We start from the raw sequence: 15,767 nt of genomic DNA, 5'->3' as shown, positions 1-15,767 counted from the left end.
GCCTTCATTTATGCTGCTATGATCCATATAATGAGCAGAAGACTGGCTAATATAGTAACTTTACCCGAATGAAAAATGAATATTCAGACAGCCTCTGAGGAAATCTTTCAGTTCTCTCTTCCTGCGCCGCACTGGACCTGAGCCAGCCGTCAGCCAGATAATAAGTGCCCGGCAAAACAACACCGCAATAAAGAGAAACAATACATTGGAGAAATGCCCCAGGGACTGAGAGAATACTTCCCTTAATCCCGGAAACTGATTTTCAATTCACAGGTAAATACAAGCGCCTCCGCCAGCTTGTCTGGCGGCCCTGTAAAAAAAAGCAGAAAAAGAGACTTAAAAAAGTATTTTTCAGGTAGAATTTGATTTGTTCTTTTTTGTTGGGTCTTACGGTTTCCTCGATATTACGTTTTCCTTGATAGTTTTTGCTTGCTGACTTTTATTTTCGATCTTCTTTTCGGGCTTTTTTGCTGGAAAGAACGCTCTCCTGCGTCGAGCTTAACAAGAAATACATAATAAAGCAAATGACGTAGTATGGGTCAGAGATATTGTAACTTGTTCCTCTTGAGTGGAGCCCAGTAGTATAACCCATAGATTAGAACAGCAGCAATATGGCTACAAAGGAAAATGTGTATGGATTGGTTCACAGGGCATATAGTGAGCCATGTAGAGAATCTGAAAGACAAGTAAAAAGGGTGCCATGCAAAAAAATTAATGACTGAAGATGCTGGTTTTAGCATTCAGATAAGTGTAGTGGGCAGGGCGGAAAAGGATGCTCCGGAAAACCCGGAAGCATCCGGAATAATATTTGACTTTTATAGTCATTCAGTTGCTTCTCTTTCTCAGGAGCCCTGTTCCCGCCAGAAGCCCTGTTACAGCAAGTATGGAACCGAATCCAGGGGTATCTCCATAATCTTCTTCCGTCCCGCCGGTTTGTGTCTGGCTTGCAGGTTCATTTTTCTCCTGGTTGGATCCGGTTGTCCCTTCCGGCTGTGAGCTGCTTCCTTCAAGGGTCATTGGCGTTCCTACATAAACAACGGGAGTTTCTGAGTTGACCTCTCCTGAATATTTATCGAGATCGAGGAAAGTTGCTTTGCAGGCAGGAAGCTGGACTTCTCCTTCTTTGTGCATCTGCAGGATGTAGGTGATTGTCTTTGAGCTGCCGCTTCCAAGTACCTGCTTGAAACTCGTTTCTCCACTTATTAATTTGGCCTCGGAGGGCACGACGTCGGTTACTGTTACACTTGCATCAACATTTCCAGTGTTCTTTGTAGTGACCGTTACAGTCAGTTCGTCTCCGGGGTTTAGCTGCTGTTTGTCAACCTTTTTCGTAATTTCAATATAAGGCCCGTAAATTTTTATCGTATCCGACTTCTCGGAATCCACTTTCCCGCTCTGCCCGTTTGCAAGGGTGAAAGTAGCTGTGGTTTTCGGGACGGTAAAGCTCCCTGGTCTTTCCGGAACGAGGGTATACTCAAAAACCTTTTCAGCCACTTCTCCGGCTTTCAGGGAAAGTGTCTTTTCAAGGGATACACTTTCTTTAAGGTGCATTCCGGAAACAATCTGATCTTTGAGGTCGATATTGTTTATGTCGCATATACCTGCGTTCCGAACAGTGACTGAAACATATACCTGTTCTTCCATATGGCGCTCTTGTGTAGCACTCTTCGAAACGATGAGGTCCCATTTTTTTTCGACTTTTATATTTTTGGAACCTTCGTGTTCATACTTATTACCCTTGATGTCTTCGCATGTGGTTTTTGCAGTTATCTTGAAATTTGTATCTTCCCAGGGAGTGGGCGTTTTCAGTGTGAGAGTAATGGGCTCAACAGTCTCATCTTTGAGGATCTTTGTGTATGTGTATTTTGTTTTTCCACTAAGTACTTCCAACCCGGCGGTATCAACAGTCAGCACAACGTTTTCAGCCTTTGCTTTCCCGTTATTTTTAACTGTTATCGTTACATCGATTCTGCCATCCCCTGTAGATTTAGAATCGTATGTATCTTTTTTAGTTTCGATCTTTATGTCAAAACCTGGTTTTCCTCTTACAAGAACATCCAGTTCAGCATATGGATTCCAATTTCCGGTCTTGAATTCCTTTCCATCTTTGGTAAGTATTTCATAATTCGGATTTACACTCTGGGCATAAACCTTTATCTCATCATTATATTCAAATTCCAGACCTGCCGTAAGAGGAGAAGTCTTTAATTTTTCCCCATCCTTTGAAATCGAAACGAAAACCATCTTGTCTTCGTTGAAATCCTCTGCTTTTATTTCATACCCGTCTACGGTTATTGTACTTCCCCAAGATAGTTTTGCATTATTCTGTTTCTCCACCCACTCCACTTCATCTGCCGCAAAAGCGGCCATTGAGAGGCCGGAGAAGATAAAAACGGCAAGTAATACGATCAGTGCAATCCTTTTAGCCATGGTTACCTTCCTTGATTTTGATTATGTTTATATCGGGCCCGGGCAATGGAAACGTACATTTTGCGTTTCTGTGAAATTCGCGGCTTAGTCAATATTTTATATGTGTATATATTTTTATTTTTTATGTGATATTCTACAACAGCCGTATTATTTTTATGCGTAGCATAGTCTTCGCCCCAGCCCACTCCCTCTTAAATTATTAGTTTTAGATCTCTATTTTCAATAATGTATTTATAAATATAAATTTTATAAGTTTGTCCATCTCTTCAAAATATCTTAAGTAAATCTCTATAAATTATCTTCACATATTCTATTTTAATTTTTGCTAATGATTTACCAAATTTTGATTGAAAGAGGACCTCCTTTAGAATGGAATCTTTGTTCTGTTGATGAGCTTTTAGTTTATGAATGAAGTTTTAACTCAGGGCTGGGATTAAATGTCATAAACACTTAATCTGAATTCTGGCAATTAGAATTCTGACTGGCGAAAACGAGTACTTTTAAATTTTCCGGTTTCCGGAGGTTTTTTCCATGAAACTTACTGAAATTGTGCATATCCTTGAAGAGATAGCTCCACCTGAGCTTGCTGATGACTTTGATACAGGTAGAATTGGTTTGATCCTTGGTCTTGAGGATGAGGTGAACAGGATAGCAGTTGCCCTGGACGCAAACTCCTACGTTCTTAAAAAAGCGGCAGAAATGAGAGCAGACATGCTGATTACTCATCATACCCTTATCTTTCATCCGGTAAATATAATTTCAAAGCCTCTGGCAGCTTCCCTCAGGATTGCTCTTGAAAACGGGATCTCCCTTTACAGCATGCACACTAATTACGACAGAGCTGAAGGAGGAATTAATGATGTTCTTGCCACCCGCCTGGGGCTCAAAAATATCCGGACTTCAGAAATCGGAAGGATAGGGGAAATCAAACCGTGTTCCTCAGCTGAACTGGCAGCCCATGTTTCGGATTGTCTGCAGACCCCCGTTATGTACGCCGGAGAAAAGGATGAAATCAGTAAGGTGATGGTTATAGGGGGCAGCGGCTTTCGGAACGAATATCTTGAAATCGCCAGGGAAAACGGAGTTGATGCCTTTATCTCATCCGAACTTAAGCATGACATTCTTCGGACTCACGAAGATCTCTGCCTGATTGACGCAACTCATTATGCTACGGAGAACCCGGGTATGGAAGCCCTATGTTCCAGGTTGCGCAGGCTTCCTGGAATTGAGGTGGAATTCATTGACCAGCCTTCCGGACTCCTGGCGGTTAACTGCAGGCTTGACAGAAATAAGGTTGCACTCGATCTGAACGAAGGAAAGGAGGCCTGTAAACAGGAAGAACCCGGGAAGGAATCTCTTGAGTTCATGCTTGAAGAACAGTCAAGAAACCAGATACGTTCAGATTATCGGCGCAGCCTTGGCAATGAAAATCGCAGAAGATACCTCGAGTAAGCTACTTCAACCAGTATTACCCAAACAATATATCCTGAAGATGGTTCAATTTTGAGAGATTGTTCAATTCATGGATATATTTAAACTGAATGTGTTTCAATAATAGATTTCAATAGGGTACCGTTTATAGTATCTCAAATACCCCGGTGGCCCCTTATTAATCGGTTGATATTATTCGGATATCCTAAACCGGAATTTTTTGTATTATTGATTCTACTTCTTGCAGACTGAACCTGTCTCGTCTGCAACGTAATAAATGAACAGACGAATTCAGATCTTGATCCGGGGGACCTCATTAAAATTCACAGCTAAATATCATCGCCTCCGCCAGCTTGTCTGGCGGCCCTTTCCAAAAAGCAAAAAAAGCAGAAAGTAATCCGTTTCTCCTATCAGTTTTAATTGTTAGTTCTTGAAGGTATCAGGTCGATTTTACTTACGGGCTTGTTTCTCTTCTTTCTTCTTCTTCTTCTTCTTTTCAGTCTTTTCGGGAAAGACCGCTCTCCTGCGTCGAGCGGGGCAAAAACGGTTCATGATAGCGAATAACGTTGCCGGGTCAGAATCCGGGAGTTTGATTCAGGCATTGTTTTTTCAAAAATATCAACCATGTAAAGGTGGATGACCAATACTCCCGGAGACAACGTATTTCAAACAGCTTTTTTAGTAGCCTGCTTGTTTAAGACTTGATTTCCGATTTTAAGGCTTACTTTTACAGTCTCTGGCCCCTGATTCTATTGCATTCAAATAGTTTTCAAAATGCCTTCTCAAAATGCCCGTTTCTTTTGTTTCAGGCAGAGAGGTCATTATTGCCTCTAGATATCCGTACTCTTTAAGAAGGGAATAAGTTGCAGGAAAATTTATGTCAAAAATCCAGCTCAGACGAAGAAGTTTTACGTCGTTTCTGTTTTTCATATCCCCAATTCTTGCCATTCTGTTATTCAGGATCTCTGATACTATGGGTTCCGAATACCCCTGAGCATCTGGCAGATATAGTTCAAGCGCCGGGTTCCTGCGTCCCTCTTCTGCATATTCTTCACTGGCAAGCCTCAGGATGTCAATCTTGTCTGCATCCCTTATCAGCCTGGAGAAAAAATAAAGTTTACTGCAGGTCTCTACATTTTCTGGAATTTCCATCAGGTTGTGATATTCTATAGCTTTCAGGATGAGGTTTTCTTCTTCTCCGGAAAGGCGGGAGAGAACTCTTTCTTTATTCAGAATTTTTACGCCCAGAATCGCATGATTTTCCGATTCTGAATCTCTGAACGTTTTGTATTTAATGAACTGCTCAAAACGACCCAGGTCATGAAACAGGGCTATTGCTTCGGCAAGCATGCATTCCGTTTCGCTGATTTTCGTCGATTTTGCAAGTAAAAGGATATTTTCACAAACTCTTCCCGTGTGTTCGATCTTTAGCTCAAGATTTTCCTGGATGAAAGAGTCGGGAGAAAATAATCTGTTCACATACTCGAAAAACCATCTCCGAAAATAAACCAGGTCTTCTTTCTGCATGCTTCTGCAATAAGAAATGTTGAGGTATATACTTTATGCATATCTTGCAGATTTTGTACTGAAAAGGTTTTTGTTTAAATAATAATATTAATTACTCCGGACAATTATGAGATAATTATAGTTTCCTTCAAGATAATAACTTTGCAATTTACCGGAACCCAACCCTTACCTGTAAACACCATGACTATCTGCTATAAATTCAACGTTTTCCTGTGAATTGAACAGTTATCTGCAAACCAAACACCCAAAAAAATATGACACTAATATGAGATTTATAAATTAGTAAAAACTGATAATTCTTATATTAACCCGGTAGTCCCCTTTTTAAACTGCATTAATTATATATGGAAGGAGCTCTTCAAATTAAATGAGTATCTACTGGAAAGTTATAGGAAGAAATCCGGTTCTAACTAGGTAAATTCTCGTCGGGGGGAACAAAAGGAATTTGTACAGTGACTTTTATCTCTGGATGTTCTCGTTTACATCATTTAGGAAACTACATATCAGAGTGATCTTAGATGATACTGATAGACTGCTTATGAAAATTTTCCACAGGAACTCATTAGAATGAATCGGGGTATTTAATGAGCTCAATTAAAAAAACTTCTTTGATCGTTTGTTCTTTCATTCTTCTGGCCTTTGTTTCATCTTTTACCTCAGGTTTTTTACCTGCAGCGGAAGCAGCTGAAAGCCAGACAAATATTGTAGGAGATAACTTACCTGCTGCTATTCCCACTCTTGAAGAGGTACTTGCGCAGCGCCCGGCTTCTGTAGAAGGCCTGTTAAGTAAAGGCAATGAACTTTATTCTCTTAATGAATATGAGCTTTCCATAGGATGCTTTGAAGATGCACTTGAAATGGACTCTAACTCGTCAATGGCATGGTATGGAAAAGGATGTGCTCTGACCGCGTTGGAGAGATACGAAGAATCAATTGACTGCTACGACAGGGCTATTGAAACCTTTCCGGTTTCTTCCGGGGTCTGGTATGAAAAAGGCAATGAGAACCTTCTGACACAAAATTATGTCGAAGCTATCAACTGTTACGAGAAAAGTCTCGCTACGGATAATTATCTTTCCAGAGTCTGGTTCCAGAAAGCCCTTGCTTCTGAGAAACTCAGCCTTGACCAGGAGGCTTTAGCCTCTTATGAGAGTTCAATTGAACGTGGATCCAACTCTTCCGAAACTCTGAAAATGCAGGGAAAGGCTTATGCCGGGCTTGAAAAATACGGCGAAGCAATGAGCTGTTTTGAAAGAGCTCTTAACATTACTCCTGACGATTTTGACCTCTGGACTCAGAAAGGAATAATGTATGATATGTCCGGGGATTATGAAGCTGCAATACAGTGTTACGATCAGGCTATCTCCCTTAATCCTGACCTTGTGGAGGCCTGGTATAATAAAGGCGTAAACCTTGAGAGGATGGAGATGTATCAGGATGCCCTGACCTGCTATGAATTTGTCCTCCTTTCAGAGCCTGAAAACTTTAGTGCCCTTCAGAAGAAAGGTCTCTGTCTCGAACAGCTTGGTAGAAATGAAGAGGCTCTGCAGTGTTATGACCAGATACTCATTTACAGTCCTGATAACTCTGAAGCCTGGCATAGCAAAGGCTCTATACTTGATAATATGGGAAAGTACGATGATGCAATAGTCTGCTATGATAGAGCTCTTAACCCCAATGCAGGAATTGCGATAGAAGAGGCTGGAGATGCTGTACTCGGAAAGCTTAATGCCTACGACTCTTCACTTGCCAGTTATTCTGAAGTTCCCGAGTTTAAATCTTCTGCAGTTAAAATCTGGTACGATAAAGGGCTGGCTTTTGATAAACTTGAGAACTACGAATCTGCTCTTGAGTGCTATAATCGGATTCTTGAGACCGAATCAGATCATGCAGTGATCTGGTACTTAAAAGGTCAGGACCTTGACAGACTTAACAGGTATGAAGAAGCCGCTGACTGCTACGATAAAGCCCTTAAACTGGATTCAGGATATGCTAAAGTCTGGTATAGAAAAGGATATGATTCTTCAAAACTCGAACAATACAAAGATGCCGTAAAAAGTTATAATAAAGCCACCGATCTTAATGGAAATTACACACTTGCATGGTACGGCAAAGCTTTTGCCCTGGCAAAAATAGGGGAATATGAAAATGCTCTTGTGTGCTATGATAGAGTTCTTGCCGTTGCCCCTGATAGTGCTGAAATCTGGTACAACAAAGGTCTTCTCCTTGATCAGCTCGAAAGATACCAGGAAGCTTCAGATTGCTACAGTCAGGCTCTCCAGATAAATTCAGGGTATTCTATTGCCCGTTTCAGATTGAACAAGGATATGGAAGTATTATCCGGAAACTCGACTTCCAGGTCAGTTGAAGGTAATAGGCTGGATGTCAGCCCACAAAGGACAATTTCAGGAGGTTTCTGGTCTTACCTTCTGGGCTACAAGTATGCAAGCCCAGAAGAGAGCTCGGATTTTTCAGGGAGCTTTAACGCCCTGAGTCCGGAATTCAGTTACGATTCCGCATGGTACGGCAAAGCTTCAACATACAGCAAACTTGAGATGTACGAGGATGCACTTTATTCTTACGAAATGACTCTTAAGATTAATCCTGTACGCACCGAGGCCTGGTATGAGAAAGGCTCTGCCCTTGACAAACTCGGAAGAGGCGAGGAAGCTCTGGAGTGTTACAAAAAAGCCCTTGATATTGACCCTCAGTCGAGCAATGCCTGGTATGGGATAGCTTCTACATCGAGCACCCTTGGAAGATCAGAAGAAGCAGTTGCTTACTACGATCAGTTACTTGCTCTTAATTCCAGTGATCCTGAAGCCCTTCAGGGAAAATCTCTGGCCCTTGTAAGCCTTGGTAGGTACGAAGAAGCAGTTTCCTGTTTCAATCCTCTTCTTGAACTTGAGCCGGAAAATATAGAGGCTCTGGAGGGTCGAGCTTTTGCTTTAGCCAGATCCGGAAGGCAGGATGCGGCTCTGGAGGATTACGACAGAATCATGCAACTTGACCCTGCCAATTCAAAGGTGCTGGCTGAGAAAGCCTCTTTGTATGAAGAACTTGGCAGGTATGAGGAAGCTGCTTCAACCTATGGGGAGATTCTCCGGATTACGCCCGAAAACAGAGAGATAATGTACCGGCAGGGCAAGGCTCTGGAAGCGATGGGAGATTTCGAAGCAGCAATCGCCTGTTATGATCAGATTCTTAAGCTGGACCCGACAAATGTTGATGCGATTAATAACAAGGGTTTTGTTTTCTCTAAAATGGAGAGATATCAGGAAGCAATTGCCAGCTATGACAAAGCCCTTGAGTATGCTCCAGACAATGCTGCAGCCTGGTATTTCAAAGGATGCGCTTATTTCGCAATAAGCAGTAACAATGCTGCCCTTGAATGCTTTAATAAAGTGGTACAATTTAAACCAGACTGCATAACGGCATGGTACAACCAGGGGTATCTATACAATGTAATGGGAGACGTTAATGAGTCAGTCAATTCTTATGACGGTGCTCTTAAAATCAACCCCAATGCACCTTCTGCCCTTTATAACAAGCGTTTTGCCCACTACCGCATAAAGGAATACGAGGAGGCTTCAGTATATAAGGCAAGGCTTGATGCTGTTGACCCTGGCTTTGTGGCAGCCCTTCAGAATAGGGGAACCCGCATCTTCCTTCCCGAAACATACAGAGGCGACCTTAACTATCCGCTGCCTGCAAGATGGTATGGTGGAGAAGAAAATATTTCTGAAAACGTTAGTGTGAACATGACCGAAATTTATCAGCAGTTAAACAACACTTCCTCTGAACAAGGTGGGGAATATGATAACGCTGATGAAACTACTGACGATTATGATGACACAGGGTACTGGTATATTCCTGAACCTGACGAAGATCAGAAAACTGATAATAGTGAAGACTGGTATGTTCCGGAACCCGATGAGGTTTAAAAGGTTTAAAATAAGGTGAAAAGAAAGCTTGAAATAAGCTGAAAAGAAAACTTAAAATAAGGTGAAAATAATGAATTATTCCGGTATGCGTGTAAGGTTTCAGGCATACCGGTAAACTTTTTCTAAAGAAACCAGATCAAAATTATTCCTGTCAGCAGTTTTTCGGTACCTTTTTTGTGTAACTTTAATTCTTTTTGCTGAAGCTGATTTTTCTTCAATTAATACAGCTTGATGGTCTTTGTTGATCGGTTGATATCCTTCTCTAATCTGAGCCCCTCCCCAAAATAAAAGAGAAGAGTATACATAGCCCGTGTGGTCTCAGTATAGTATTCCTCACGGGCGGAGATTTCGTCCTATTTTTTGGTATGTTGGTAAGATCATGACTAAATAAATTTCTTTAAACAGATAATTCTCACAGATTAATATAGCAATTTTTTTAACAATTGAAGAAGTACTGTTAAACTGGTACACATATAGTAATTTTAAAAAATGACAGAAGGCGCTTTTGAATTGTACAACCACTCCGAGTTTGGCAACCTCGAAAATTATCTGTTAGAAAAGAAATACAGTGAAAATACCAGCTGCGAACAAATCCCCGATGTTCATATATTTACTGGCACAGTTGAATATAAGAAACACAGGTTCAAGACTGTATCTCTTTTTTTAATAAGCATTTTTGATGAAAAACTCCTTGAAATAATGAGCAAAATTTTCGTTCTTCTCTGTATAACCATAGCTCTGGTCACGACAATTAATTTCCTGGATAATGAAACTTTAGACTGGTTTTATATTCTGGGTATAATGGTATCCCTGGTTCCGCTTATTATCTCTTTATGTATACAAAATGTGCTGGAATATCATAAGGACACATTTTGTAGAAAATGTGGGAATAAGCTTGCCTGTGAGGAAATAGGCGAGCCAGTTATGAAGGAAAAAAGCAATTTCGGAGACTATACATTAACAGTTACGAGACACTGGAAGTGCAGGTGCTGCGGGAATGTGGATACAAGGGAAGGACCTGAGAATATCTTTACTGAAAAAGGAGAAATGTTGCCCGTAATTTACCTGAAAGGTATTGAATGTAAAAAATGTAGCTTGTCAGGTACAGTTGTAGAATTCAAGAAACCAGATATAAAAGAGATTGGAAATAAGAGGATTATTAGAAGATATTATAAATGTACTCTGTGTGGGCATGAGGATATCAGCGAAATTGAAAAAACGATTAACCATAGCATTTATGCCCACGGTTCATGAAGAGTAAGTTTAAAAGCAGAAAAAGAACCATTTTTACCAGAGCCTGCCAGCTTATATCTCTGTAAAAGCACCGTAATCAAAAATGTAAATCGGAATTGCGGTTTTGCTGCCGGTTGCCCTTTATTCCTTAAAAGGATTGACATCAATCCTTTCCAACAATTTTCAGGTTGCAGGAAGGATATCATGCTGTCATGAAAGAGATGCTATAATACTCATTCCCGACTTTTATTTCATAAGCCCCTTTTTCGTCAAGGAAATCAATTGTCCGTCTCCATTCCTCAGGATCCACACTAAAGTACTCTCCGGGGGATTCGACAGCTCTTTTCAATGCAGGATATTCATCCAGTTCCTCTTCTGTCACGATAACAAATTCATCAGGTGCAAATTCCAGTTTTTCGGCTCCCATAAATTTGGAATACTCATGGCTGAGAGCTCCGAGGGCAAAGAAAGCTACGGAGATCAGGAGAAGGGCTGTAAAAGAAACGGCAAATGCTTTCAGGATAAAACCCGAAGACCTTTCCCTTGAAACTAACAGCCCACCTGCAAAGAGGACCCCATAAATCACGAACATAAGATAAATTGATGTGGGAGGATGAATTCCTCTCAGGGTATACCCACTCAGGAAAAAAGAAAATATCCCTATGAAAAAGAAAAGAAGATATTTAAAATTTATATTTTCCGAATTAGTCATAAATATCTCTACAAAGTGGAGGCATGTAACCGTATTTAATGTTTCTTATCTTCTAAAACGCGAGGATACTGAAAAAAAGAATGAAATTGAATAAATTCAGGGTTTAAAATAACAACTAAAAAAATTAAGGCACTCTATTGAAAACAAACTTAAACACAGACCTGAAAACAGAAATTAAAGCACAGACCTTAAACAAAAACCTAAAGCACAGACCTTAAACAAAAACCTAAAGCACAGAACCTGAACACAGTTGAACCACAAAAATTAAAGTACATATCTCCAGCCGTCTTTTTTCAGGCTCTTCCTGTGTACTTCATAGCCAGGCATAAGTTCACCTACCAGTTTCCAGAACCGGGATGAGTGATTTTTTTCCTTTACATGGCAGAGTTCATGCACAACCACATACTCAAGCTGTTCAGGTGGAGCCATCATAAGCTGGAAATTAATCCTGAGGACATTGTCTGCAGAGCAGCTTCCCCAGCGTCTCTTCTGGTGCTTTACCTTAAATGTTGGAGGAGCTATATTCAGTTTTTCCGAATAGTCCTTCAGGAGCCTGTCAACATCTGATTCGGCACAGTCTCGGTAAAAATTCCAGACAGCCTTTTTTACAAGTACCGGCCTCAGTTCCTCAGGAACGGTTTCAGGAATAAGAATAGTAAGTCCAGACTCGCTGAAGGAAGCAAGGGATTTTTTAATTCCGTCCACAGGCAGAATTTTCAGAGGATACTCTCTGCCCAGATAGAGATACTTTTCGCCGTCAGTATATCGCTTCTCCTGGTTGGGCAGCCTGTTTGCCTCAAACCAATCAAGCTTTTCCCATACCCATCCAGCCTTCTTCTCTACCATGTCCCTGATAGCCTCACGGCTTAACCCATTAGGGGCTCGGAACTCCACCTTTAGGTCCGGGCGGACTACGATAGCTGCTTTTCTCCTCTTTTTGCTGTAGACTATTTCGTAGTCTATTGTCCTGCCGCACGCTTTAATGCAATCATTTTTTCTCATAGCCGGTCTCGCACCCGAGTTCTGAATTTCATCCGTTTTTATATTTCACCCTGTTTAAACCTGTCTCTTTAATTAGAAATATTATGATCCGCATAACCATACTCTCTATACCGGGTCATTCTTATCACACCTGATGCAGTAGAGCGGCCTTTCTCAAAAACACAAATGAAATTTTCGAATGACAGGCACAAATGAGTGAAAGTACTTGAAAGCACTTTCATATTAAAGAAAGGATTCAGACATAAGCCGTACCATATCATATGCTTTTGTATAGTGTTCAAAAAAAGACGGGTAAGGGTATTGCCGGCACTATCAAAGGTGTAAATAAGCACAAAGGGTCCTATATGAATCCTCCACTTTCCCTGAAACTCTGCCTCAAGAGAACAGCCCATTTCAGGCTTATAAGCCAGGAGGCTGAGGCGCTTTTTTACATAATCATATAACGGTTGATCGAGGCTGTACGGCTATTTCAGGTTTCTGGGGACTGATGGGTGAACTGCCACTCTATATGTCATTTAGAAGTGTAAGAAAAAAGGTAGAAAACTATTCTCTATAGATCTTCATAGAACCTCAATAACTAATACTAATAGAAATATTAAATATTACTGAAATCAGAATATTTATGAAAATATTGTCATATTAAACCGAATTTTGGGATTTAATTCGAGGTTCTCTTTGTAGCAGGTCAATTTAGTAATACTTTTATATATATATGTGATACTCATATGCGTTGTTAATATCCATATCAAATTATCATGTTATTATAGAGCCGATCCCAAAACTCAAAATTGCTTCTCCAAATCCCGTATTCAGAATAATCAATAGAGTTTATGATCATGAAAATAGTTCTGAAACTTTACTGATTTGAGAATAAAATTGGTTTTGGGATGAGCTCATAGGGTAATTCACAAAAAAGGGTGTTTTGTAATGGAGAAAAAAAAATTATTTGTATTATTTTCTGTTTTCCTGACAGCCCTGATCTTAATGACAGCAGGCTGCGTTAGTCAGGACAGTGCCCAGGCCGAGGAAATATCGGCTAAGGGGGCGCTAGCTGAAGAAGCCCTGGCTGAGGAGACACTGACTGAGAATACTGCTGAAGGATCACAGCATACGGATGTTGCTTATCTTAGCGGTGGAGATTATGGATATCCCCAGCCATTTACTATATATCCGAGGGGTCCTGGCTCATCAAAGGTCGGAATGATCTTTGACAGTCTGTTAGAAAGAGATGAAGTCGGTATAATTCCCTGGCTGGCTGAACGCTGGGATGTCAGTGCAGATGGAACAGAATATACATTTCATCTCCGCAAAGGTGTCACCTGGAGTGATGGGGAACCTTTCACGGCAAATGATGTCAAATTTACTTTCGATTATGAGCAGGAAAATGTACCTATCTCAGGTGGAATTGAGTCAGGGGTTATAGATAATGTCCAGGTTGTGGATCCCAATACCGTCAAATTCGTGCTGGTCCAGCCTGTTTCAACATTCCTTTACAAGCTCACGGGTTTTAATGTCATACCTGAGCATATTTACAAAAATGTCTCGGACCCTTCCAGTTTCCTGGGTCCGCAGGCAGTCATCGGTACTGGCCCATTCCTTCTTGATGAGTACAATAAAGAGCACGGCTCATACAGGTTTGTAACAAACGACAATTTCTGGGGACCGGAGACTGCTGTTAAGTCCGTTGAATTTATTCCGGTCAGTGATTCATTAATAGCTTTTGAACAGGGGCAAATAGATTTCACAAGTATATCCCCTGACACTCTTGATAGGTTTACATCAGAACCTGATGTAAGAGTAGTCCAGCAGCCGGCTTTCTGGGGTTACCAGTTTTATTTCAACATGAAAGAATGTCAGGAGCTTAATGACAGCAGAATAAGGCATGCCTTTGCTTATGCCATTGACCGTGAGGAACTGGTGGAAAAGATCGCAAGAGGTGCAGGAAAACCCGGTGAAATGGGCATACTCCCAGAAGATCACATCTGGTATAATCCCGACCAGCCGGAATATAGCTACGATCCGGATAAGGCCGGAGCATTGCTTGAAGAGGCCGGATGGATTGATACGGATGGGGATGGAATACGTGATAAAAACGGGGAAAAACTGTCATATGTATTGTCCCTTGGCAGTGGCGAAGTTCGTATCGGGGAACTCATAAAAGAGAGGCTGAGTGAAGTGGGGGTTGACGTTCAGGTAAAAGCCCTTGAGAGCAAGTCCCGTGATACAAACCTGAAGAACGGAGACTTTGAACTCCTGATAAGCGGCTTTGGAGGCTGGGGACAGGATGCGGATTATCTTCGTACAAGGTACTGTGATACGGATTCACATTCATCAAACAGTGTGTCATCCGGTGCAGCAGTGTATGGTTACCACAATGACACCCTGAATGCTCTTGGTGCTCAGGAACTGCAGGAACTTGACGATGAGAAACGGAAAGAAATAGTATACGACATGCAGACCGTGCTTGCAAATGATGTGCCTGCAATTCCGCTCTATTATACTACATCGTATGATGTATGGCGCATTTCAAAATACAACGGCTGGATGAATATGTACGATCATCATGCAAGAACACACAGCATTCTTTCATATCTTGAGAGGGATGGAATTGCAGAATAAAGATGATATTAATATCCTGATCGAATGCTGGAATAAAGCCACAGGAAACGGGCTGATCCATGATGAGGGCAGGATGGCAGATTTCTGGAACAAACGTTCCGATAACTATGCCAATAACATTGAAAAAGATAAAAGAAAGAAGAGAACCGATGAGATTCTCGAATTTCTTGAAGAAGCCGGTTTTAAGCCGGAAGGTTCCAGAGTCCTGGATATCGGGTGTGGACCCGGTACCCTTTCTCTTCCTCTTTCAAGGCTCGGAGCAGAGGTGACTGCACTTGATATCTCGTCCGGAATGCTTAACAGACTAAAAGATGCCATAAAAAATGAGTCTCTTCCGGTAGATGTCATTGAATGCTCCTGGTGGACGGCAGACATAGATGAGCTTGGATTCCGGAACGAATTCGACCTTGTAATTGCCTCCATGACCCCCGGAATAAAGGATGTTGAAAACTTTAATATGATGATGGCCTGCTCAAAAAATCTCTGTTATTACAGTAACTTCCTTAGAAGAGTTGAGGATAAGGCGTATCGTGATATCCGGAGTTCGATACTCGGGGAAAAATCCGAGAATAACATGAACGGCATAATTTACCCATTCATGTATCTTTACCTCTCAGGCTATAGTCCCTCCCTCAAGATCAACCATTCCGAATGGAAGGACGAAACAAACTGGAAAGAAGCGGCAGAGCAGGCAATAGGGTTCATTGGGAGAGGCCGGGATTTTGATGACGAAACAAAGGAAAAAATAATGAACTATTATCAAAATGCCTCTCCGGATGGAAACTACCGTTCCGAGTCGGATGTATATACCGGGATGATGGTCTGGGAAGTTAACGGCAGATGATAGGGTGGCAAAGGGGCAGATGATT

The 15,767-nt window shown here is 41.3% G+C and carries 9 protein-coding genes; 5 read left to right on the top strand and 4 right to left on the bottom strand.

Annotated features, from left to right (window positions below):
• Positions 1-825: 825 nt before the first annotated feature.
• Complete coding sequence (locus EO92_RS08785) at positions 826-2,430, bottom strand: BatD family protein (protein WP_048170951.1); 1,605 nt, start codon at positions 2,428-2,430, stop codon at positions 826-828.
• Between the two features lie 531 nt (positions 2,431-2,961).
• Here EO92_RS08785 and EO92_RS08780 point away from each other — a divergent pair.
• A complete protein-coding gene (locus EO92_RS08780) occupies positions 2,962-3,882 on the top strand; it encodes a Nif3-like dinuclear metal center hexameric protein (protein ID WP_048170949.1) in 921 nt (306 codons plus the stop codon).
• Between the two features lie 693 nt (positions 3,883-4,575).
• On the opposite strand, the gene EO92_RS08775 is transcribed toward EO92_RS08780, so the two are convergent.
• Complete coding sequence (locus EO92_RS08775; protein ID WP_048170947.1) at positions 4,576-5,388, bottom strand: HD domain-containing protein; 813 nt, start codon at positions 5,386-5,388, stop codon at positions 4,576-4,578.
• A gap of 584 nt (positions 5,389-5,972) precedes the next feature.
• Between EO92_RS08775 and EO92_RS08770 the strand changes: the two genes are divergently transcribed.
• Both EO92_RS08770 and EO92_RS08765 read left to right on the top strand, forming a co-directional pair.
• On the top strand, positions 5,973-9,332 hold the full coding sequence (locus tag EO92_RS08770) for a tetratricopeptide repeat protein (protein ID WP_048170945.1): 3,360 nt from the start codon (positions 5,973-5,975) through the stop codon (positions 9,330-9,332).
• 489 nt (positions 9,333-9,821) lie between these two features.
• A complete protein-coding gene (locus EO92_RS08765) occupies positions 9,822-10,586 on the top strand; it encodes a hypothetical protein (protein WP_235283263.1) in 765 nt (254 codons plus the stop codon).
• A 181-nt stretch (positions 10,587-10,767) separates the two neighbouring features.
• On the opposite strand, the gene EO92_RS08760 is transcribed toward EO92_RS08765, so the two are convergent.
• Both EO92_RS08760 and EO92_RS08755 read right to left on the bottom strand, forming a co-directional pair.
• Positions 10,768-11,277 (bottom strand): hypothetical protein, encoded by a 510-nt coding sequence (locus EO92_RS08760; protein ID WP_048170943.1) that lies wholly within the window; start codon positions 11,275-11,277, stop codon positions 10,768-10,770.
• A gap of 264 nt (positions 11,278-11,541) precedes the next feature.
• Positions 11,542-12,279 (bottom strand): M48 family metallopeptidase, encoded by a 738-nt coding sequence (locus EO92_RS08755; protein ID WP_048170941.1) that lies wholly within the window; start codon positions 12,277-12,279, stop codon positions 11,542-11,544.
• A 927-nt stretch (positions 12,280-13,206) separates the two neighbouring features.
• Here EO92_RS08755 and EO92_RS08745 point away from each other — a divergent pair.
• Positions 13,207-14,898: an ABC transporter substrate-binding protein gene (locus tag EO92_RS08745; protein ID WP_048170937.1), complete on the top strand. Its 1,692-nt coding sequence runs from the start codon at positions 13,207-13,209 to the stop codon at positions 14,896-14,898.
• Positions 14,882-15,742, top strand: coding sequence for a class I SAM-dependent methyltransferase (locus EO92_RS08740; RefSeq protein WP_048170935.1), 861 nt, complete (start codon positions 14,882-14,884; stop codon positions 15,740-15,742). Before EO92_RS08745 ends, EO92_RS08740 begins: the two co-directional genes overlap by 17 nt.
• Positions 15,743-15,767: the final 25 nt, after the last annotated feature.

The sequence above is a fragment of the Methanosarcina sp. 2.H.A.1B.4 genome (genome assembly GCF_000979385.1).
Lineage (GTDB): Archaea > Halobacteriota > Methanosarcinia > Methanosarcinales > Methanosarcinaceae > Methanosarcina.
This window is presented reverse-complemented; position numbering and strand designations above follow the sequence as displayed.

Excerpts from the sequence above, each read along its gene's own strand:
- EO92_RS08785 (WP_048170951.1), bottom strand. The coding sequence starts at position 2,430 with ATGGCTAAAAGGATTGCACTGATCGTATTACTTGCCGTTTTTATCTTC.
- EO92_RS08780 (WP_048170949.1), top strand. The coding sequence starts at position 2,962 with ATGAAACTTACTGAAATTGTGCATATCCTTGAAGAGATAGCTCCACCT.
- EO92_RS08775 (WP_048170947.1), bottom strand. The coding sequence starts at position 5,388 with ATGCAGAAAGAAGACCTGGTTTATTTTCGGAGATGGTTTTTCGAGTAT.
- EO92_RS08770 (WP_048170945.1), top strand. The coding sequence starts at position 5,973 with ATGAGCTCAATTAAAAAAACTTCTTTGATCGTTTGTTCTTTCATTCTT.
- EO92_RS08765 (WP_235283263.1), top strand. The coding sequence starts at position 9,822 with ATGACAGAAGGCGCTTTTGAATTGTACAACCACTCCGAGTTTGGCAAC.
- EO92_RS08760 (WP_048170943.1), bottom strand. The coding sequence starts at position 11,277 with ATGACTAATTCGGAAAATATAAATTTTAAATATCTTCTTTTCTTTTTC.
- EO92_RS08755 (WP_048170941.1), bottom strand. The coding sequence starts at position 12,279 with ATGAGAAAAAATGATTGCATTAAAGCGTGCGGCAGGACAATAGACTAC.
- EO92_RS08745 (WP_048170937.1), top strand. The coding sequence starts at position 13,207 with ATGGAGAAAAAAAAATTATTTGTATTATTTTCTGTTTTCCTGACAGCC.
- EO92_RS08740 (WP_048170935.1), top strand. The coding sequence starts at position 14,882 with ATGGAATTGCAGAATAAAGATGATATTAATATCCTGATCGAATGCTGG.